General features: G+C 68.1%; 24 protein-coding genes. 18 read left to right on the plus strand and 6 right to left on the minus strand.

The window, feature by feature from the left end; genetic code table 11:
- The first annotated feature begins 131 nt into the window (after positions 1 to 131).
- Positions 132 to 845, plus strand: a complete 714-nt coding sequence (locus DFR49_RS11005) for a head GIN domain-containing protein (protein ID WP_170151002.1) — start codon at positions 132 to 134, stop codon at positions 843 to 845.
- A 203-nt stretch (positions 846 to 1,048) separates the two neighbouring features.
- On the opposite strand, the gene DFR49_RS11010 is transcribed toward DFR49_RS11005, so the two are convergent.
- On the minus strand, positions 1,049 to 1,426 hold the full coding sequence (locus tag DFR49_RS11010) for a glycine zipper 2TM domain-containing protein (protein ID WP_119035778.1): 378 nt from the start codon (positions 1,424 to 1,426) through the stop codon (positions 1,049 to 1,051).
- A gap of 197 nt (positions 1,427 to 1,623) precedes the next feature.
- On the opposite strand from DFR49_RS11010, the gene DFR49_RS11015 reads away from it, so the two are divergent.
- Entirely contained in the window at positions 1,624 to 2,646 is a 1,023-nt protein-coding gene (locus tag DFR49_RS11015; RefSeq protein WP_119035779.1) for an esterase-like activity of phytase family protein, read from the plus strand.
- On the opposite strand, the gene rpmB is transcribed toward DFR49_RS11015, so the two are convergent.
- On the minus strand, positions 2,630 to 2,920 hold the full coding sequence (gene rpmB, locus DFR49_RS11020; RefSeq protein WP_119035780.1) for a 50S ribosomal protein L28: 291 nt from the start codon (positions 2,918 to 2,920) through the stop codon (positions 2,630 to 2,632). The two genes, DFR49_RS11015 and rpmB, sit on opposite strands and share 17 nt — an antisense overlap.
- A gap of 141 nt (positions 2,921 to 3,061) precedes the next feature.
- On the opposite strand from rpmB, the gene DFR49_RS11025 reads away from it, so the two are divergent.
- Both DFR49_RS11025 and DFR49_RS11030 read left to right on the plus strand, forming a co-directional pair.
- Positions 3,062 to 3,307: a hypothetical protein gene (locus DFR49_RS11025; protein WP_119035781.1), complete on the plus strand. Its 246-nt coding sequence runs from the start codon at positions 3,062 to 3,064 to the stop codon at positions 3,305 to 3,307.
- Positions 3,308 to 3,370: 63 nt separating this feature from the next.
- Positions 3,371 to 3,817, plus strand: coding sequence for a nucleoside deaminase (locus DFR49_RS11030; RefSeq protein WP_245968384.1), 447 nt, complete (start codon positions 3,371 to 3,373; stop codon positions 3,815 to 3,817).
- A 109-nt stretch (positions 3,818 to 3,926) separates the two neighbouring features.
- Here DFR49_RS11030 and DFR49_RS11035 read toward each other — a convergent pair whose 3' ends face one another.
- Both DFR49_RS11035 and DFR49_RS11040 read right to left on the minus strand, forming a co-directional pair.
- Positions 3,927 to 4,493 (minus strand): TMEM165/GDT1 family protein, encoded by a 567-nt coding sequence (locus DFR49_RS11035; RefSeq protein ID WP_119035782.1) that lies wholly within the window; start codon positions 4,491 to 4,493, stop codon positions 3,927 to 3,929.
- A gap of 12 nt (positions 4,494 to 4,505) precedes the next feature.
- Complete coding sequence (locus DFR49_RS11040) at positions 4,506 to 4,826, minus strand: hypothetical protein (protein WP_119035783.1); 321 nt, start codon at positions 4,824 to 4,826, stop codon at positions 4,506 to 4,508.
- A 90-nt stretch (positions 4,827 to 4,916) separates the two neighbouring features.
- Here DFR49_RS11040 and DFR49_RS21990 point away from each other — a divergent pair, with 90 nt between their 5' ends.
- Both DFR49_RS21990 and rpmG read left to right on the plus strand, forming a co-directional pair.
- On the plus strand, positions 4,917 to 5,084 hold the full coding sequence (locus DFR49_RS21990; protein WP_170151003.1) for a hypothetical protein: 168 nt from the start codon (positions 4,917 to 4,919) through the stop codon (positions 5,082 to 5,084).
- Positions 5,085 to 5,197: 113 nt separating this feature from the next.
- Positions 5,198 to 5,365 (plus strand): 50S ribosomal protein L33, encoded by a 168-nt coding sequence (gene rpmG / locus DFR49_RS11045; RefSeq protein ID WP_119035784.1) that lies wholly within the window; start codon positions 5,198 to 5,200, stop codon positions 5,363 to 5,365.
- Positions 5,366 to 5,454: 89 nt separating this feature from the next.
- Here rpmG and DFR49_RS11050 read toward each other — a convergent pair whose 3' ends face one another.
- On the minus strand, positions 5,455 to 5,829 hold the full coding sequence (locus tag DFR49_RS11050) for a response regulator (protein WP_119035785.1): 375 nt from the start codon (positions 5,827 to 5,829) through the stop codon (positions 5,455 to 5,457).
- A gap of 38 nt (positions 5,830 to 5,867) precedes the next feature.
- Here DFR49_RS11050 and DFR49_RS11055 point away from each other — a divergent pair, with 38 nt between their 5' ends.
- The 7 genes from DFR49_RS11055 (at position 5,868) to DFR49_RS11085 (ending at position 10,859) form a co-directional block, all read left to right on the plus strand.
- The gene (locus DFR49_RS11055; RefSeq protein ID WP_119035786.1) at positions 5,868 to 6,143 is read left to right on the plus strand and encodes a DUF3572 domain-containing protein; all 276 of its coding nucleotides are present in this window, start codon (positions 5,868 to 5,870) and stop codon (positions 6,141 to 6,143) included.
- The gene (locus DFR49_RS11060; protein WP_119035787.1) at positions 6,140 to 6,763 is read left to right on the plus strand and encodes an HAD family hydrolase; all 624 of its coding nucleotides are present in this window, start codon (positions 6,140 to 6,142) and stop codon (positions 6,761 to 6,763) included. Before DFR49_RS11055 ends, DFR49_RS11060 begins: the two co-directional genes overlap by 4 nt.
- 32 nt (positions 6,764 to 6,795) lie before the next feature.
- The gene (locus DFR49_RS11065) at positions 6,796 to 7,275 is read left to right on the plus strand and encodes a RidA family protein (RefSeq protein ID WP_119035788.1); all 480 of its coding nucleotides are present in this window, start codon (positions 6,796 to 6,798) and stop codon (positions 7,273 to 7,275) included.
- Between the two features lie 320 nt (positions 7,276 to 7,595).
- A complete protein-coding gene (locus DFR49_RS11070; protein ID WP_119035789.1) occupies positions 7,596 to 7,817 on the plus strand; it encodes a hypothetical protein in 222 nt (73 codons plus the stop codon).
- Positions 7,818 to 7,894: 77 nt separating this feature from the next.
- On the plus strand, positions 7,895 to 9,484 hold the full coding sequence (locus DFR49_RS11075; protein ID WP_119035790.1) for a cisplatin damage response ATP-dependent DNA ligase: 1,590 nt from the start codon (positions 7,895 to 7,897) through the stop codon (positions 9,482 to 9,484).
- Between the two features lie 88 nt (positions 9,485 to 9,572).
- Positions 9,573 to 9,923, plus strand: a complete 351-nt coding sequence (locus DFR49_RS11080) for a glycine zipper 2TM domain-containing protein (RefSeq protein ID WP_119035791.1) — start codon at positions 9,573 to 9,575, stop codon at positions 9,921 to 9,923.
- Between the two features lie 102 nt (positions 9,924 to 10,025).
- A complete protein-coding gene (locus DFR49_RS11085) occupies positions 10,026 to 10,859 on the plus strand; it encodes a DMT family transporter (RefSeq protein ID WP_119035792.1) in 834 nt (277 codons plus the stop codon).
- Between the two features lie 57 nt (positions 10,860 to 10,916).
- Here DFR49_RS11085 and DFR49_RS22375 read toward each other — a convergent pair whose 3' ends face one another.
- Positions 10,917 to 11,666 carry a cold-shock protein gene (locus DFR49_RS22375; protein WP_119035793.1) on the minus strand — a complete coding sequence of 250 codons (750 nt, stop codon included), beginning with the start codon at positions 11,664 to 11,666 and terminating at the stop codon, positions 10,917 to 10,919.
- 209 nt (positions 11,667 to 11,875) lie between these two features.
- Between DFR49_RS22375 and DFR49_RS11095 the strand changes: the two genes are divergently transcribed.
- The 5 genes from DFR49_RS11095 (at position 11,876) to lptB (ending at position 15,557) form a co-directional block, all read left to right on the plus strand.
- The gene (locus DFR49_RS11095; protein ID WP_119035794.1) at positions 11,876 to 12,673 is read left to right on the plus strand and encodes a TerC family protein; all 798 of its coding nucleotides are present in this window, start codon (positions 11,876 to 11,878) and stop codon (positions 12,671 to 12,673) included.
- A gap of 31 nt (positions 12,674 to 12,704) precedes the next feature.
- On the plus strand, positions 12,705 to 13,322 hold the full coding sequence (locus DFR49_RS11100) for a ribonuclease D (protein WP_119035795.1): 618 nt from the start codon (positions 12,705 to 12,707) through the stop codon (positions 13,320 to 13,322).
- A gap of 116 nt (positions 13,323 to 13,438) precedes the next feature.
- Positions 13,439 to 14,065, plus strand: a complete 627-nt coding sequence (gene lptC, locus DFR49_RS11105; protein ID WP_119035796.1) for an LPS export ABC transporter periplasmic protein LptC — start codon at positions 13,439 to 13,441, stop codon at positions 14,063 to 14,065.
- Positions 14,066 to 14,084: 19 nt separating this feature from the next.
- Complete coding sequence (locus DFR49_RS11110) at positions 14,085 to 14,633, plus strand: LptA/OstA family protein (RefSeq protein WP_170151004.1); 549 nt, start codon at positions 14,085 to 14,087, stop codon at positions 14,631 to 14,633.
- A 147-nt stretch (positions 14,634 to 14,780) separates the two neighbouring features.
- On the plus strand, positions 14,781 to 15,557 hold the full coding sequence (gene lptB / locus DFR49_RS11115; protein WP_119035797.1) for an LPS export ABC transporter ATP-binding protein: 777 nt from the start codon (positions 14,781 to 14,783) through the stop codon (positions 15,555 to 15,557).
- The last annotated feature ends 92 nt before the right edge of the window (positions 15,558 to 15,649 follow it).

Below are 15,649 nucleotides of genomic sequence, written 5' to 3' on the forward strand. Positions count from 1 at the left end.
ATGACCCTGGGGCGAACGGTTCGATGCAAAATCATCGTACTCCAAGGACCGCCGGCGTTAAAACGGGCACACCTGTCGCCCGTTCGTCCTCGGACTTGCCCCGCCCGGCCCGAAAATGCGATGCCGTTGCCATGCGCCGCGCCTTCCTTGCCCTGATCCTTCTCGCCGCTGCCGCGCCCGGCGCGGCGGCCGAACGCAGCTATACGATCGGAAGCTTCGATCGCGTGCGCGTCAGCGGCCCGTTCGAGGTCCGGCTGACGGTCGGCGGATCGCCGCGCGCGCGCGCCGAGGGCGAGCGCGACCTGATCGATCAGGTCCAGGTTCGCGTCGACGGCAACACGCTGGTGGTGGCGATGGGCACCAACGGTTGGGGCGAGCGCGGCGCCACCAGCGGGTCGGTGCCGGTCGTCACCTTGTCGACCCCGCGCCTCAGGAGCGCGTTCCTGAACGGCGGCGGGCGGCTGACGATCGCCAATATGGAGGGCCAGGCGCTCGACCTGGCGGTCACCGGTTCGGGCACGATCGCCACCACCGGGCTCGACGCGCGCCAACTCGATGCACAGGTGATCGGCACCGGCGCGCTCCGGCTCGCGGGCACGGCCGCCAAGGCGCGGCTCTCCAGCAACGGCCCCGCCACGATCGACGCCGCCGCGCTTGCGGTCGACGACCTGGTGGTCCGCACCGACGGCGCGGGCGATGCCCACGTCGCCGCCCGCTACACCGCCGAGGTGACGGCGACCGGGGTCGGCCGCGTCGTCGTCGACGGCAAGCCCGCCTGCACGATCCGCCCTGCCCGAGGCCATGCGCCAGTGGTGTGCGGGGCTGGGAATAGTCAGGTGAACTAAGGGTGCCGACGACGGCAAAGCCGCCGTCGGACGGGATCGGCGCTGCCGACCCGCCGGCCGGTCGGGCTGCTGCGCTTCGCGCATCGCCGCGGGCGCGGGCGCGGCCACGGCTGCGGCCCGACGAACAAGGGGCCGGCTTCCTTTCGGAAACCGGCCCCCGCCCTCGCTACGCTACAGGAGGGAACGCAACTGCCTGATACCGCTTAGCGGCGGCAGTATCGGGGATTGTCGGCACGATCGATCGCGCGGCCGGCGAGCGCACCCGCGCCTGCGCCGAGCACGGTGCCGAGCGTCTTGTCGCCGCGGCGGCCGACGACCTCGTGGCCGAGCAGGCCACCGGCGATCGCACCGATGATGGTGCCGCCGTCGCCCTTGTCGCAGCGCTGGTACGCACGGCGATTGTAATGGCGGCGGTAATCGCGACGGTCGTAATTGCGATAATTATGGCCGCGATCGTAATCGTGGCCGCGATAGTGGTGGTGGCGCGACTGCGCGGCCGCCGGGGTCGCGGGCACCATTGCCGCCGCCCCCATCGCGATGGCGGCACCGGCAAGCGACATGATCTTGAGCTTCTTCAGCATTGTTGGTCTCCTTGCTTCCCGTTTTTCCCCGACGATGAAACGCGCCGCCGATTTGGCCGCTCGCCCATCGATGGAGCGGTTATGGCGACTCGGCATTGAGCGGCTCCTGAATGCCCGCGTTATCGCCCGTTCAGTTATCTGCGGTTCAGAAGGATTAACGGTGGCCCCGCGGGGGATCGCCGCTAATGAGGTCGGCGATGCGCATCCTGTTCGCCGTTCTGCTCGCGCTCGTCTGCGTACCGATGTGGAATGGCGTGCCGCGGCTGCCGCTGCTCGGCGATCGCGCGGTGGTCCACGCCGAGCGCGTCGCGCTGCGGGAGGGGCATCCCGAGGTGACGCGGATCGGGCAGCTCGAATGGCTCGGCGGCGTCGCGCTGACCAGCCCCGATCCGGCCTTCGGCGGCTTCTCCGCGATGCACGTCGCAGGTGACCGCTTCACCTTGCTCAGCGACGGCGGCAATGTCGTGCGCTTTCGGATGGGGCGCGACTGGCGGATCACCGAGCCGCATTTCACCAACCTGCCCGACGGCCCCGGCGCGGGCTGGGAGAAGCTCGATCGCGACAGCGAATCCTTGGCGGTCGATCCCGCCACCGGCGATCATTGGGTGGGCTTCGAGAACAGCAACGAGATCTGGCGCTACGACGCGGAGTTCACCCGCGCGCTCGGCCATGTCGCGCCGCCGGCGATGCACGACTGGCCCGACAATGGCGGCGCCGAATCGCTGGTGCGGCTGCCCTCAGGCGGCATCATCGCGATCAGCGAAACCGCGCGCTGGCCCAAGACGCGCAACCGGGTCGCGATCCGGTTCGACGGCGATCCGATCGCCGCGCCGCGCCGGGGCTTCCGGTTCGGCCTCGTCGTGCCCCCCGGCTTCAGCCCGAGCGACGCAACGCTGCTGCCCGACGGCCGGCTGCTGGTGCTGCTGCGCCGCTTCGCGCTGCCCTACACCTTCACGGTCAAGCTGCTGCTGGTCGATTCGCGACGAATCGCGCCGGGCGCGATCGTGGGCGGGACCGAGATCGCCACCTTCGCGCCGCCCTATATCCACGACAATTTCGAGGCGGTGGCGGCGACGCGCGAGGGCAGCGACACGATCATCTGGATCGCATCGGACGACAATCAGTCGATCCTGCAACGTTCGCTGCTCTTGAAATTCCGGCTGATCGAGCCGGCGCCGCCCGGCGGCACCGGCAATCGCAGGATTACGCCGACGCGGTAAGCTTCTTGGCGATGTCGCGCTTGAGGCGGCGCGCCTTGAGCGACAATTTGTCGTCGCTGGTCTTGACCAGCCAGTTGTCGAGCCCGCCGACATGCTCGACCGAGCGCAGCCCGTGCGTCGAGACGCGCAGCTTGACGCTGGTTTCCAGCGCTTCGGACATCAGCGTCACGTTCTGCAAATTGGGCAGGAAGGTACGCTTGGTCTTGTTGTTGGCGTGGGACACGTTGTTGCCCACCTGACGGCCCTTGCCGGTCAGTTCGCAAATGCGCGACATCGGTTGAAATCCTGTGTTCTCGGGTTCCCGGAAAGGACGGGCCGATAGCTGTATTGTGCCGCGCGGTCAACCGGGTCGCGCAACCCTTCGCGCGGCGCCGGCGTTATTACGGGATCGATTCGACATACCGGGAGAAGATTGATGCGTGCCCTACTCGTGCTGCTCGGCCTCGCCGTCGTCGTCGTCGCGTTGCTGATGGCGTTCGGGATGATCGATATCGATCAAACCAAAACCGCGCAATTGCCCAAGGTGACGATCGAAGGCGGCCAGGCGCCCCGTTTCCAGGCCGATGTCGGGCGCATCGACGTCGGCACCGAGAACCGCACCGTCGCCGTGCCAACGATCGACGTCCGCAAGGCCGACAACAGCGTCGCCCCCGCGCCATAAGGCCGTCGGCAAGACTGCCCCGCGCGCCGCGATTCTGCTATCCCGCCGGCGATGATGGCGACCATGACCAGCCCGATGCGCGCCGCGCTCGATGCAGCCGAAGCGGCGGCGCGCGCGGGTGAAGTCCCGGTCGGCGCGGCGGTGGTGCGCGACGGCGCCGTCATCGCGGTCGCCGCCAACGCCCCGCGCACGCTCGGCGATCCCACCGCGCACGCCGAGATCCGCGCGATTCGCGCTGCCGCACAAGCGCTCGGCACCGATCGGCTCGACGGCTGCGACCTGTGGGTGACGCTCGAGCCGTGCGCGATGTGCGCGGGCGCGATCGCCCATGCCCGGATCGCGCGGCTCTATTACGGCGCGAGCGACCCCAAGGGCGGCGCGGTCGAACACGGCCCGCGCTTCTTCGCGCAGCCGACCTGCCACCACCGGCCCGACATCTATGGCGGCATCGGCGACCGCGAGGCCGCGGCGCTGCTCCGCGCCTTCTTCGCCGCCCGGCGCGAGGATTAGGATCTCGGTGCGGTTATGAAGCAGGCGGCGCCGGCCCGCTCCCCCACCCCGCCTCCCATTCAGTATGATTACTTGGGAGGCGGGGTGGGGGAGCGGGCCGGCGCCGCGATCAAAGGAGCCGCAGCGCGTCCAGCCCGATCAACAATCCGGCGACGGTGAGCACGGCGCAGCACGCGATCCGGATCGTCCCCAGCGGGAGCCGGCACCACGCGGCCTCCTCCATCAGCGCGGCGGGGATCGTCACTGCGAGCGACCCCAGCGTCGCGCCCACGAAAGCCAGCGCCGGGATCGGGGTGCGCGCGGCAAGCGCGAAGGTGACGAATTGCGTGCGATCGCCGATCCCGAGCGCGAGCAAGGCGAGCAGGCCCGTGGCGAGCGGCCCGAGCCGCGAATCGGGCAAGGCATCGGGTGCTTTCATTTTGAACAACGCCGCGGCGCCCGCCGAGACCAGCGCGAGCGCGAGCAGCAGCGCGCGCGCCTCCGGTGTCAGCATCGACCCGATCAGCGCGCCCGCAACCGCCCCCAAGCCGTTGATCACGACGATCGCGATCACCAAAGCGGCGATAACGGGTACGGGCCGCGCGAACCGGCTGCCGAGCAGCGCCGCGCACCACGGCGTGCGATCGCTGGCCTGGGCGAAAAGCGCCGCGACCAGCGCCGCCATCAGCACGTCCATCGCCGCACCCGATCAGTTGGCGAGGCGGACCGAGCAGGCCGCAGCATAAACATCGCACGCCGGCCGATCGAAACGGTCGCAGCGAATCGCATCGTGGAGGATCGACAGCCAGCCGTGGATCAGCGCGCCGCGCTCGCCCTCGGCCAGCGCCGATTCGAGCACCTGCGCGACGGTGACAGCGGGCAGCAGCCCGTTCGTCTGCGCGATCCGGCGCACCTCGTCGAGTTCGCTCGCGAGCGCACCGGCGGTCAGCCGATCGGCCTTGAGGTCGATCGCGGCGATTCGCGCTGTGAGTTCCGCCCTGATATGGTCGATCCCGAAATCCCGCTGCATCGTCCGGCTCCCGCCTTTGGCCCGCCTTGGGAAAGAACGATGCGCCCATTATGGTAAATCCGTGGTAAACGGACGAAAGGTCGCCGCCCGATGAATCGCCTCGCTTTCTGGATGGCTCTCGGCATCGCGATCGGCGCGGGCGTCGCCCAGGCGCTCGACGATCCGGCCTGGATCGCGGCGGGCGCGGGGCTCGGCACGGCGGCCGGGCTGGCGGTGCGGCACCTGCGGCGACGGAGCAAATCCCCGCCCGAGGCTTGACAACCGCCCCCCATCTGGCGCATCCGCGCGGCCGTTGAGGAGCGGCGGACGCACGTTCGCCGCTTTTGCTATTTCACGCACACAGCCTATTTCACGTATACAGGAAGCAGGTCATGGCCAAGCCGACCACCGTCAAGATCAAGCTCGTCAGCTCCGCGGACACGGGCTTCTATTACGTCACCAAGAAGAATCCGCGCAACCAGACCGAGAAGCTGAGCTTCCGCAAATACGATCCCGTCGCGCGCAAGCACGTCGAGTTCAAGGAAGCCAAGATCAAGTAAGCCGCGCATAGCGGGTTATCTTGATCCCGGCGCACGGCCGGGGCCGGAATCGAACAAAGCCGCGAGCGCCCCCGCGCTACGCGGCTTCGTTATGCTTCCTGGCCGACGAGCGCGTTAACCTCGTCGACGAAGCGCATCAGCGAGATCGGCTTCGAGACATAGGCATCGGCGCCCGCCGCGCGGATGCGTTCCTCGTCCTCGCGGCCCGCATAGGCCGTCACCGCCATGATCGGCACCTGGCGCAACGCTTCGTCGAGCTTGAGTTGGCCGATCAACTCATAGCCGCTGACGTGCGGCATCTGGATATCCATCACGATCAGATCGGGCGCGAACGCACGCGCGCGCTCCACGGCGTCGCGGCCGTCGCGCACCGGCTCGGCGGCGAACTCATGCGCCCGCAGCAGATCACAGAACAGCTTGAGATTGAGTTCGTTGTCCTCGACAACGAGCACCCTTTTTGCCACGTCCCGCCTATCCCCGGTCTGACGTCGAGATGTAGGCGATGCCACTGCGCGAAACAATCGAACAAGACGCGAACACGCTGGCGCTTCGGGCTCTCGCCTGGACGCTTGCCGAGCCCGATCGCGCGGCCCGCCTGCTGGCGCTGACCGGGCTCGACCCGCACGCGCTGCGCGCCCGCGCGGACGATCCCGACATGCTCGCCGCGACCCTGGGATTCCTTGAATCGCACGAGCCCGACCTCATCGGCTGCGCTGCCGCGCTCGACGTGCCGCCGGGCGCGCTCATCGCCGCCCGTGCCGCGCTGGAGACGAGATGAAACCGCTGCTGATCTGCGATTGTGACGAAGTGCTGCTCCACATGGTGTCCCATTTTGGGGCATGGTTACGCGAAACGCACGACATTTGTTTCGCCCCCGACGGCGGCGACTTTGCCAGATCGATGACCCGGCGAGACGGCACCCGCCCCACGCCCGAGGAGATGTGGGGCCTGCTCGGCGGATTCTTCCCGGCGGAGATGCACCGGCAGACGCTGGTGCCCCACGCGCGCGAGGCGCTGGCGGCGCTCGCCGGCACCGCCGACATCGTCATCCTCACCAATCTGACCGACGCGTGCCGTACCGCGCGGATCGATCAGCTCGCCGCGTTCGGCATCGCCCACCGCGTCGAATGCAACCAGGGCGGCAAGGGCCGCCCGGTCGCGCGGCTGATCGCCGAGCACGGCAACCCCGTTACCGTGTTCGTCGACGATCTCGCGGTGCATCACGAATCGGTCGCGCGCCATGCGCCGCAGGTCCACCGGCTGCACATGGTCTCCGAACCCGATCTCGCCCCGAGCGTTGCGCCCGCACCGCACGCGCATGCCCGCATCGACGACTGGCGGGCGGCGCAGGCGTGGATCAGCAATCGCTTCGCCGCCGGTGCCCACGCCGAGGCTTGACCCACGCGCCATGCGGGTGTTCATCCACGGCCATGACCGATCGAATCGACCGCAAGCTGCTTGAACTCAAGCTCACGCTTCCCGAAGCCGCCGCCCCTGTCGCGGCCTATGTGCCCACCGTCGAGGCGGGCGGGCTGCTCCATATCTCAGGGCAGCTTCCCTTCGACGAAGGCGCGCTGATGACCGGCCGGCTCGGCGCCGATCGCGATATCGATTACGGCTATCGCGCGGCGCAGCGCTGCGCGCTGATGCTGGTCGCGCAGATGAAGGCCGCGCTGGGCGGGCTCCACCGCGTCGAACGGATCGTCAAGCTGGGCGTGTTCGTCAATTCTGCCGCCGATTTCACCGACCAGCCCAAAGTCGCCAACGGCGCCTCGGAACTGATGGTCGAACTGTTCGGCGACGCCGGGCGGCATGCGCGAAGCGCAGTGGGTGTGCCGGTGCTGCCGTTGGGCGCCGCGGTCGAGATCGACGCGATCGTCCAGATCGCCGCAGGCGAAGGCGCGGTCTGATCCGGCACCGCCACCCGCGGCGGTGACGGCCTCCGATCAGGACGCGAAACCGCGCCAGGGCTGGCATAACGGCCCCTCAGACCCCATATAGGGGCCATCGCGCCGTCCGTTTCCGAGCATGGTCGCGACTGAGAGAGCACCACGCTACCGCTTTGCAGCGGAAGCGCCTGCCTTCGCGGCGACTTTGCCCCGCGCGCACCGTAGACTTCCGGCCTCGATGCCGGACCGGCAGCGCGACGCGCGCTCGATCGAGCGGCACGCGACGAAGATGGCCGCCCTATGGCGGCGGCCTCTCGCTCATCCTCTAACGGGAGATGCCCATGTCACGCGCCGTCAACATCGATGCAACCGAAGCCAGAGTCGTGAAGATGGCGGCACGCCACAATGCGACCATCAGCGCGATCGAGCCGCTGCTGCCGCGCGGCACACGCGCGGTCTTCACCAATATCGACGATGCGCGCGTGATCGCCGAGGCATTCGGCCGCAAGGTGCTGACAGGCCCCGTCACGCGGATGCCGACGCGGCCGCACCACAGCTACTGACGCAGTAGCGCAGCGCGGCGTGATCATCGACAGGGTCTGTCGGGAGCCCGGCGCGTAGCGTACGCGTTGGTTCCGCCATGCATGCCTTCGCCGCGCTTCTCGATTCGCTCGTCTATACGCGCTCGCGCAATGCCAAGCTCAAGCTGATCGGCGACTACCTCGTCGCCACGCCCGATCCCGATCGCGGCTGGGCGATGGCGGCGCTGACCGGCGATCTCGACCTCAAGGCGGTCAAGCCTGCGCTGATCCGCGGCCTGATCGAAGACCGCGTCGATCCCATCCTCTTTCGCATGAGCCGCGACTATGTCGGCGACACTGCCGAGACGGTCGCGCTGCTCTGGCCCGGCGCGATCGAGGGCGATGGCGAGGAACTGCGCCTGTCGACAGTGATCGACCGGCTTTCCGCGCTCTCTCGCTCCGACGCGCCCGCCGCGATGGCGGGCCTGCTCGACCGGCTCGACGCAGAGGAGCGATTCGCGCTGCTCAAGCTCGCGACCGGCGGGTTGCGGATCGGCGTCTCGGCGCGCCTCGCCAAGACCGCGCTGGCACAGGCGTTCGCTCTCGATGTCGATGCGGTCGAGGAAATATGGCACGGCATTGATCCGCCCTACGCGCGGCTGTTCGACTGGGCCGAAGGGCGCGGTGATCGGCCGACCGCGGCCGACGTGCCCGTGTTCCGCCCGTTCATGCTCGCGCATCCGCTGGGCGGGGCCCGCATCGACCTCACCGATTACGCCGCCGAGTGGAAATGGGACGGCATCCGCGTCCAGCTTGTCCATGTCGCGGGCGAGACGCGGCTCTACAGCCGCGCGGGCGACGACATCACCGCGAGCTTTCCCGAGGTTGCCGCCGATTTCCGACTGCCCGGCGCGCTCGACGGTGAACTGCTCGTCAAGGGTACGACGCAGGGCGGCGGGCTTGGCGAGGGGGCTGGCGCGGCGAGCTTCAATGCACTCCAGCAGCGCCTCGGGCGCAAGCAGGTATCGGCGAAGACGCTCGCCGCGTTTCCCGCCTTCGTGCGGCTTTACGACGTGCTGTTCGACGGCGGCGAGGATCTGCGCGGCCTGCCCTGGGCCGAGCGCCGCCGCCGGCTCGACGCGATCGTCGCACAACTCGATGCCGGGCGGTTCGACATCTCGCCGGTGATCGAGGCGGCGGATGTCGCCGCGCTCGAAGCCTTGCGCGAGGGCGCACGCGACGCCGCGATCGAGGGCATCATGCTCAAACGCCGCGATTCGCCCTATGTCGCGGGCCGCCGCACCGGCTTGTGGTATAAATGGAAACGCGATCCGCTCGTCGCCGATTGCGTACTGATGTACGCGCAGCGCGGCAGCGGCCGCCGCTCGTCCTTCTATTCGGACTATACCTTCGGGTGCTGGAGCGACGACGGCACGCTGCTGCCGGTCGGCAAGGCCTATTCGGGGATCACCGACGACGAAATCAAATTTCTCGATCGCTTCGTGCGCACGCACACCGTAAACCGCTTCGGCCCGGTGCGCGAGGTCGAAAAGACGCTGGTGCTCGAAGTCGCGTTCGATTCGGTCCACGCCTCGTCGCGGCACAAATCGGGGGTGGCCATGCGCTTTCCCCGCATCAGCCGCATCCGCACCGACAAGCCCGCGGCCGAAGCCGATCGGCTGGCGACGCTGGTGGCGATGACGACTTGAGCCATGATCACGGCGGGCCGTATCCGGCGGACGCAACCAAATCGCCGCCCCGATGGTTGACGGCGCGTAACAATCAAGGGGATTTGTAATGCGTAAATCCATTCTCGCGACGGCGCTTCTGGTCGCGACCGCAGCGCCGCTCGGCGCGTGCGCAGGCGACAATGGCGGGCTCTTCAGCTCCGGTGATCGCGTCTACAACCCGGATACCGTCGATCGCGGCGCGCGCGACGGCGATCGCATCTATCGCGACCGCGACGGCCGCTATTACTGCAAGCGCGAGGACGGCACGACCGGCACGCTGGTCGGCGCGGGCGTCGGCGCGCTGCTCGGCAACCTGATCGCGCCGGGCGGCTCCAAGACGATCGGCACGATCCTCGGCGGCGCGGCGGGCGCGGTCGGCGGACGCGCGATCGACCGGTCGGATCTCGCCTGCAAGTAACCGGTCTCGAATCCAAATCGTGCGGCGCGCGTCGGCAACGGCGGGCGCCGCCGTCATGATGGTGCGCTGGCAATGATCGCGGCGCCCGAGTAGCGAGCGGCGATGCCGCCGCTCGCCATCGCCTCGATCCTGATGATCGCCTCGGGATCGATCCACGCGATCGTCAACGCGATCGTCAAGGGCGGGCGCGACAAGATGGCTGGCCGCGCGCTCACCGACGGCTCGAGCGCGATCATCCTGTTGCCGGCAACGCTGTTCGTGCCCTGGCCGACCGGCGCCTGGGGGTGGCTCGCGACGAGCGCACTATTGCACGCCTTCTATCTGTTCTCCCTGATCCGCGCCTACCAAGTGGGCGATCTCTCCGCGGTTTATCCGGTGCTGCGCGGCACCGCGCCGCTGCTCACCGCGTTGGTCACGCTCGGGGTGCTCGGCGAGCCCGCGACAACACAGGAAATCGCAGGTATCGCGCTGGTCGGCGCGGCGATGTTCGTGATGATCGCGGGCCGGCACGTCGCCTCCGATGCACTCGGCTGGGCGCTGCTCACCGGCGTCTTCATCGCGGGCTATACGGTGATCGACGCGCACGGCGTCCGCGCCGCGCCGAGCCCGGCGAGCTACATCGTCTGGGTGTTCGTGACGATGGGCGGGGTCGTCGTGACGATGTTCGGCATCGCCTCGCGCGGCGCGATCTTCGCGAGCGCCGCGCGACAGTGGAAGCCCGGCGTGATCGCCGGCGCATTGTCGATCGTGACCTACGGCATGGCGCTATGGGCATTCTCGCTCGGCCCCACCGCGCCGCTCGCGGCGCTGCGCGAGACCGGGATGGTGACTGCGCTCGCGATCGCGGTGCTGTTCCTGGGCGAGCGGGTGACCCCCGGCCGGATCGCGGGCGTGCTCGGCATCCTCGCCGGCGCGGCGCTGATCCTGAGCGGATGAAAGAAAGAGCCCGGCGCGTACATGCGCGCCGGGCTTCCTCTCCCTAACCCCGCTGGATCAGATCGACTGGAGGTTCACCGCCGCATATTTGCCGCGACGATCGACCTCGAGTTCGAATTCGAGCCGGTCGCCCTCGTTGAGCGTCGGCAGACCGGCACGCTCGACCGCCGAGATGTGCACGAAGGCATCGGGCTGGCCGTCATCGCGCTGGATGAAGCCGAAGCCCTTCATCGCGTTGAAGAACTTGACCGTGCCGCTCGCCTTCTCGCCGGTAAGCTGTCGCTGCGGGCCACCACGGTCGCCGTCGCGATCCCGCGGCGGGCCGCGGTCCTCGACCGGCATCGGCTCGCCGTCGATCTTGAGATCGGTTGCCGAAATGCGGCCGCCGCGATCGACCAGCGTAAAGTTGAGCGGCTGGCCTTCGGCGAGCCCGGTCAGCCCCGCCTGCTCGACTGCCGAGATGTGAACGAACACATCCTCGCCGCCATCATCGCGGACGATGAAGCCGAAACCCTTCTGGCCGTTGAAGAACTTGACGGTGCCCGAACCCTCGCCGACGACCTGCGGGGGCATGCCCCCACCGCCGCCGCCGCGACCGCCGCCGAAGCCGCCGCCGCGGAAACCACCGCCACCGCCGCCGAATCGGTCACCGCCGCCACCGAATCGGTCGCCACCGCCGAATCGGTCGCCGCCACCGAAGCCGCGATCCTGAAAGCCACCGCCGAAATCGTCGCCACCGCCGAAACTGTCGCGCTTGTCCCTGCCGCGCCCGCCGCGATCACCGCGGCGTCCTTTGTCGAAACTCATGCCCTGCTCGTCTTCCCGACTTCGCCCAAATTCACCATCAAGAACCCAAGCGCCGGACGACAAACGCAGGTCTTCGGGCGCTCTCGTCCCGCGCCACATTTCCCGGCATATCCGAAAAGAGGGACAACCGCGAACAAATTCGTCCAAAATCATGCCCGCTTCACACCAATACTTGCGCAAGCGTTGCGCGAACGGCACAGGTTGTCGTTATGCCGCTTGCAACCCTGCTCGCCGATCCCGCCGCCTGGGCCGCGCTGATTACGCTGATCGTGATGGAGGTGGTGCTCGGCATCGACAACCTCATCTTCATCTCGATCCTGTCGAACAAGCTCCCTGAGGGGCAGCGCAGCAAGGTGCGCCGCATCGGCATCAGTCTGGCGCTGATCATGCGGCTGGCGCTGCTGTCGGTGATCGCGTGGATCGTCGGCATGACCGCACCGATCGTCGATCTCGGCATCGCGGGCGCGCCGGGCAGCCACGGCGAGCCCACGTTCGAGACCGCGTTCTCGATCCGCGACCTGATCCTGATCGCGGGCGGGCTGTTCCTGCTCTACAAGGCGACCACCGAAATCCACGGCACGATGCAGGGCGAGGATCATTCGGGCACCGACAAAGGGCCGGCCGTCGGCAAGGCCGCGATGGGTTTCGGCGCAGCGATCGTCCAAATCCTGTTGCTCGACATGGTGTTCTCGATCGATTCGATCCTGACCGCAGTGGGCATGACCGACCATCTGCCGGTGATGATCGTCGCGGTGATATTCGCGGTGGGCGTGATGATGTTCGCCGCCGATCCGCTCGGCAATTTCATCGCGCGCAACCCGACGGTGGTGATGCTCGCGCTCGGCTTCCTGCTGATGATCGGCGCGGTGCTGATCGCCGACGGCTTCGGCGCGCATGTTCCCAAGGGCTATATCTACACCGCGATGGCCTTTTCCGCCGGGGTCGAGGCGCTCAACATCGCCGCGCGGCGGCGCCGGGAGGCCAAGGCGGCCGACGGCGGCCATTGAGCGGACGGCCGAACGGCGCTAGGCGGCTGGCATGACCGTCCATTTCCACGAAGAAGACCTGCCCGCCGGCGCGCTCGGCCCGGGCGCGATCGCGATCGACACCGAGACGATGGGGCTGATCACCCCGCGCGACCGATTGTGCGTCGTCCAGATCTCCGATGGCCGCGGCGACGAGCATCTGGTGCGCTTCAATCCCGGCAGCGATTATGCCGCCCCCCATCTCAAAGCGGTGCTGGCCGATCCCGAACGGCTCAAGCTCTATCATTTCGCGCGCTTCGATCTTGCCGCGATCCGCCATTATCTCGGCGTCGTCGCCGCGCCGGTCTATTGCACCAAGATCGCGTCGCGGCTGGTGCGCACCTATACCGACCGGCACGGGCTCAAGGAGTTGGTGCGCGAACTACTCGGCCAGGACATCTCCAAGCAGCAGCAATCGTCGGACTGGGGCGGGCCGGTGCTGTCCGAGGCGCAGCGCGACTATGCCGCCTCCGACGTGCGTTTCCTGCACGCGCTGCGCGAGGAACTCGACCGGCGGCTGACGCGCGAAGGCCGCCAGCATCTCGCCCAGGCCTGTTTCGATTTCCTGCCCACGCGCGCCGAACTCGATCTCGCCGGCTGGCCCGAGATCGACATTTTCGCGCATGTTTGAGATCTGCCGATCTGCGCGGTTCCAGCCCGCTCCCCCACCCGGCCACCCACAGTGTACAATCAATGGGTGGCCGGGTGGAGGAGCGGGCTGGAACCGCTTCGCCGAAGGCAGCAAAAATGTCTGAAATCGCCCGCCGGCAGAAAACCGCCCGGCAGGTGTGGGCGGCGCCGGGCGGCAGCCACGATCGCGTGATCCAGGTGCTGCGCGTGGTGCTGCCGATCGCGATCGGCGTGCTCGCGGCGTTCCTGGTGATGGCACCGCTCTACATGCGCGGCGACGTGTCGTTCATCCTCGACAAGAACAAGGTCGATGTCGCCAAACAGCGGATGAAGCTGCAATCGGCGGTCTATCGCGGCGAGGACAGCAAGGGCCGGCCGTTCGTGCTCGCCGCGGGCTCCGCAGTGCAGCGCAGCTCTGCCGAACCCATCGTCCAGCTCGACGATCTCGCCGCCGGCATCCAGCTTTCGGACGGCCCCGCGAAAATCGCCGCGCCCGGCGGCCGCTACGACATGGATTCGGAAAAGGTGGCGCTCGACGGGCCGATCACGGTGCGGACCGCGAGCGGCTACGCGCTCGATACTCACGACGCGACCGTCGACCTCAAGACGCGGACGATGAACAGCGACGGCGGTGTTACAGGATCGACCCCCCAGGGACAGTTCCGCGCCGACCGCCTGAGCGCCGATCTCGAGAACCGCACGGTGTCGCTCGATGGGAACGCCCACTTGCGCATCGTGCCATAAGGCAACAGATAGCACGCCCATGTCGCGTTTGCGCTTCCTGCCCGTCCTCGTGGCGCTCCTCGCGACCGGCGCGATCGCGCAGTCGCGCCACAATTCGCGCGCGCCGATCGATTTCTCCGCCGCGCACATCGAATTGCAGGACAAGGCGAACCGCGCCGTCCTGTCGGGCGACGTCGTCGTTCGCCAGGCCGAGATGACGCTGAGCGCACAGCGCATGACGGTTGCCTATACCGGGCGTGTGCTCGACGGATCGCCGCAGGTATCGCGGCTCGACGCGGCGGGCGGGGTCACGGTGACGCGCCCCGACCAGAGCGCACGCGGCAATTATGCCGTCTATGATCTCAACCGCCGCGTGATCACGATGATCGGCGGCGTCACGCTGACCCAGGGCGGCAACACCGTGAACGGCGGGCGGCTGACGATCACGCTCGATACCGGCCGCGCGGTGATCGACGGCGCGGCGATGGCAGGCGGCAGCACCGGTGCGACCGGCACCACGACACCGTCGAACGGCCGCGTCACCGGCCGGTTCTCGGTGCCCGATCGCGGCGGCGACACGCGCGATTGACCGGCACGCCGACGCGATGTGCCGCGTGCCCCTTGGCGAACCGGGGGGCGATCGCCTAGATTCGGGCGGACTGTTTATGCAGGTTATGCAGGAATCTTGCTAGCGCGCCGTCATGCAAAGGCGAGCGACGGCAAGGCGTGAGGGCCAATGGACAACATAACGACCCTGGACGAGATCGAACCGATCACCGAGGCCCCGATACACGACGGCCTGTCGGCGATCTCGATCGCCAAGTCGTACGACAAGCGCACCGTGTTGACCGACGTTTCGGTTTCGGTCGGCCGCGGCGAGGTAGTCGGGCTGCTCGGCCCCAACGGCGCGGGCAAGACGACGTGCTTCTATTCGGTGATGGGGCTGGTGAAGCCCGATTCGGGCCGCGTGCTGCTCGACGGTGAGGATATCACCGGGCTGCCGATGTATCGCCGCGCAATCCTGGGGCTCGGCTATCTGCCGCAGGAAACGTCGATCTTTCGCGGGCTGACGATCGAGAAGAACATCCTGACCGTGCTCGAACTCGCCGAGCCCGATAAGGCCGCGCGCCAGCAGCGGCTCGACAAGCTGCTCGACGAATTCGGGCTGACGCGGCTGCGCGATGCGCCCGCGATGGCGCTGTCCGGCGGCGAGCGGCGCCGCGCCGAGATCGCCCGCGCGCTTGCCGCCGACCCGACGATCATGCTGCTCGACGAGCCGTTCGCCGGCATCGACCCGATCTCGATCGCCGATATCCGCGATCTGGTGAAGGACCTGAAGCGGCGCGGCATCGGCGTGCTGATCACCGACCACAATGTCCGCGAGACGCTCGACATCGTCGACCGCGCCTACATCATCTACGACGGCCGCGTGCTGTTCTCGGGCTCGCCCGAGGAACTGGTGGCCGATACCAACGTGCGGCGGCTGTATCTCGGCGAGGGGTTCTCGCTGTAAGCCTATGAAGATCAGCGATCTTCATAGGTGCCATCCCAGCGAAGGCTGGGATCTCGGGCGGCAAGGACTCGGCGTGACGGCAAGAGACCCCA

It is taken from the genome of Hephaestia caeni (assembly GCF_003550065.1).
In the GTDB taxonomy this organism is placed as follows: Bacteria; Pseudomonadota; Alphaproteobacteria; order Sphingomonadales; family Sphingomonadaceae; genus Sphingomonas; species Sphingomonas caeni_A.

What these genes read in the sequence shown, in the direction of transcription:
- DFR49_RS11100 (WP_119035795.1), top strand. Translation starts at nt 12,705, where the DNA reads ATGACCGTCCATTTCCACGAAGAAGACCTGCCCGCCGGCGCGCTCGGC.
- DFR49_RS11030 (WP_245968384.1), top strand. Translation starts at nt 3,371, where the DNA reads ATGACCAGCCCGATGCGCGCCGCGCTCGATGCAGCCGAAGCGGCGGCG.
- lptB (WP_119035797.1), top strand. Translation starts at nt 14,781, where the DNA reads ATGGACAACATAACGACCCTGGACGAGATCGAACCGATCACCGAGGCC.
- DFR49_RS11005 (WP_170151002.1), top strand. Translation starts at nt 132, where the DNA reads ATGCGCCGCGCCTTCCTTGCCCTGATCCTTCTCGCCGCTGCCGCGCCC.
- lptC (WP_119035796.1), top strand. Translation starts at nt 13,439, where the DNA reads ATGTCTGAAATCGCCCGCCGGCAGAAAACCGCCCGGCAGGTGTGGGCG.
- DFR49_RS11040 (WP_119035783.1), bottom strand. Translation starts at nt 4,826, where the DNA reads ATGCAGCGGGATTTCGGGATCGACCATATCAGGGCGGAACTCACAGCG.
- DFR49_RS11065 (WP_119035788.1), top strand. Translation starts at nt 6,796, where the DNA reads ATGACCGATCGAATCGACCGCAAGCTGCTTGAACTCAAGCTCACGCTT.
- DFR49_RS11095 (WP_119035794.1), top strand. Translation starts at nt 11,876, where the DNA reads ATGCCGCTTGCAACCCTGCTCGCCGATCCCGCCGCCTGGGCCGCGCTG.
- DFR49_RS11085 (WP_119035792.1), top strand. Translation starts at nt 10,026, where the DNA reads ATGCCGCCGCTCGCCATCGCCTCGATCCTGATGATCGCCTCGGGATCG.
- rpmB (WP_119035780.1), bottom strand. Translation starts at nt 2,920, where the DNA reads ATGTCGCGCATTTGCGAACTGACCGGCAAGGGCCGTCAGGTGGGCAAC.
- DFR49_RS11010 (WP_119035778.1), bottom strand. Translation starts at nt 1,426, where the DNA reads ATGCTGAAGAAGCTCAAGATCATGTCGCTTGCCGGTGCCGCCATCGCG.
- DFR49_RS11055 (WP_119035786.1), top strand. Translation starts at nt 5,868, where the DNA reads ATGCCACTGCGCGAAACAATCGAACAAGACGCGAACACGCTGGCGCTT.
- DFR49_RS22375 (WP_119035793.1), bottom strand. Translation starts at nt 11,666, where the DNA reads ATGAGTTTCGACAAAGGACGCCGCGGTGATCGCGGCGGGCGCGGCAGG.
- rpmG (WP_119035784.1), top strand. Translation starts at nt 5,198, where the DNA reads ATGGCCAAGCCGACCACCGTCAAGATCAAGCTCGTCAGCTCCGCGGAC.
- DFR49_RS11060 (WP_119035787.1), top strand. Translation starts at nt 6,140, where the DNA reads ATGAAACCGCTGCTGATCTGCGATTGTGACGAAGTGCTGCTCCACATG.
- DFR49_RS11110 (WP_170151004.1), top strand. Translation starts at nt 14,085, where the DNA reads ATGTCGCGTTTGCGCTTCCTGCCCGTCCTCGTGGCGCTCCTCGCGACC.
- DFR49_RS11035 (WP_119035782.1), bottom strand. Translation starts at nt 4,493, where the DNA reads ATGGACGTGCTGATGGCGGCGCTGGTCGCGGCGCTTTTCGCCCAGGCC.
- DFR49_RS11025 (WP_119035781.1), top strand. Translation starts at nt 3,062, where the DNA reads ATGCGTGCCCTACTCGTGCTGCTCGGCCTCGCCGTCGTCGTCGTCGCG.
- DFR49_RS11015 (WP_119035779.1), top strand. Translation starts at nt 1,624, where the DNA reads ATGCGCATCCTGTTCGCCGTTCTGCTCGCGCTCGTCTGCGTACCGATG.
- DFR49_RS11070 (WP_119035789.1), top strand. Translation starts at nt 7,596, where the DNA reads ATGTCACGCGCCGTCAACATCGATGCAACCGAAGCCAGAGTCGTGAAG.
- DFR49_RS11080 (WP_119035791.1), top strand. Translation starts at nt 9,573, where the DNA reads ATGCGTAAATCCATTCTCGCGACGGCGCTTCTGGTCGCGACCGCAGCG.
- DFR49_RS21990 (WP_170151003.1), top strand. Translation starts at nt 4,917, where the DNA reads ATGAATCGCCTCGCTTTCTGGATGGCTCTCGGCATCGCGATCGGCGCG.
- DFR49_RS11075 (WP_119035790.1), top strand. Translation starts at nt 7,895, where the DNA reads ATGCATGCCTTCGCCGCGCTTCTCGATTCGCTCGTCTATACGCGCTCG.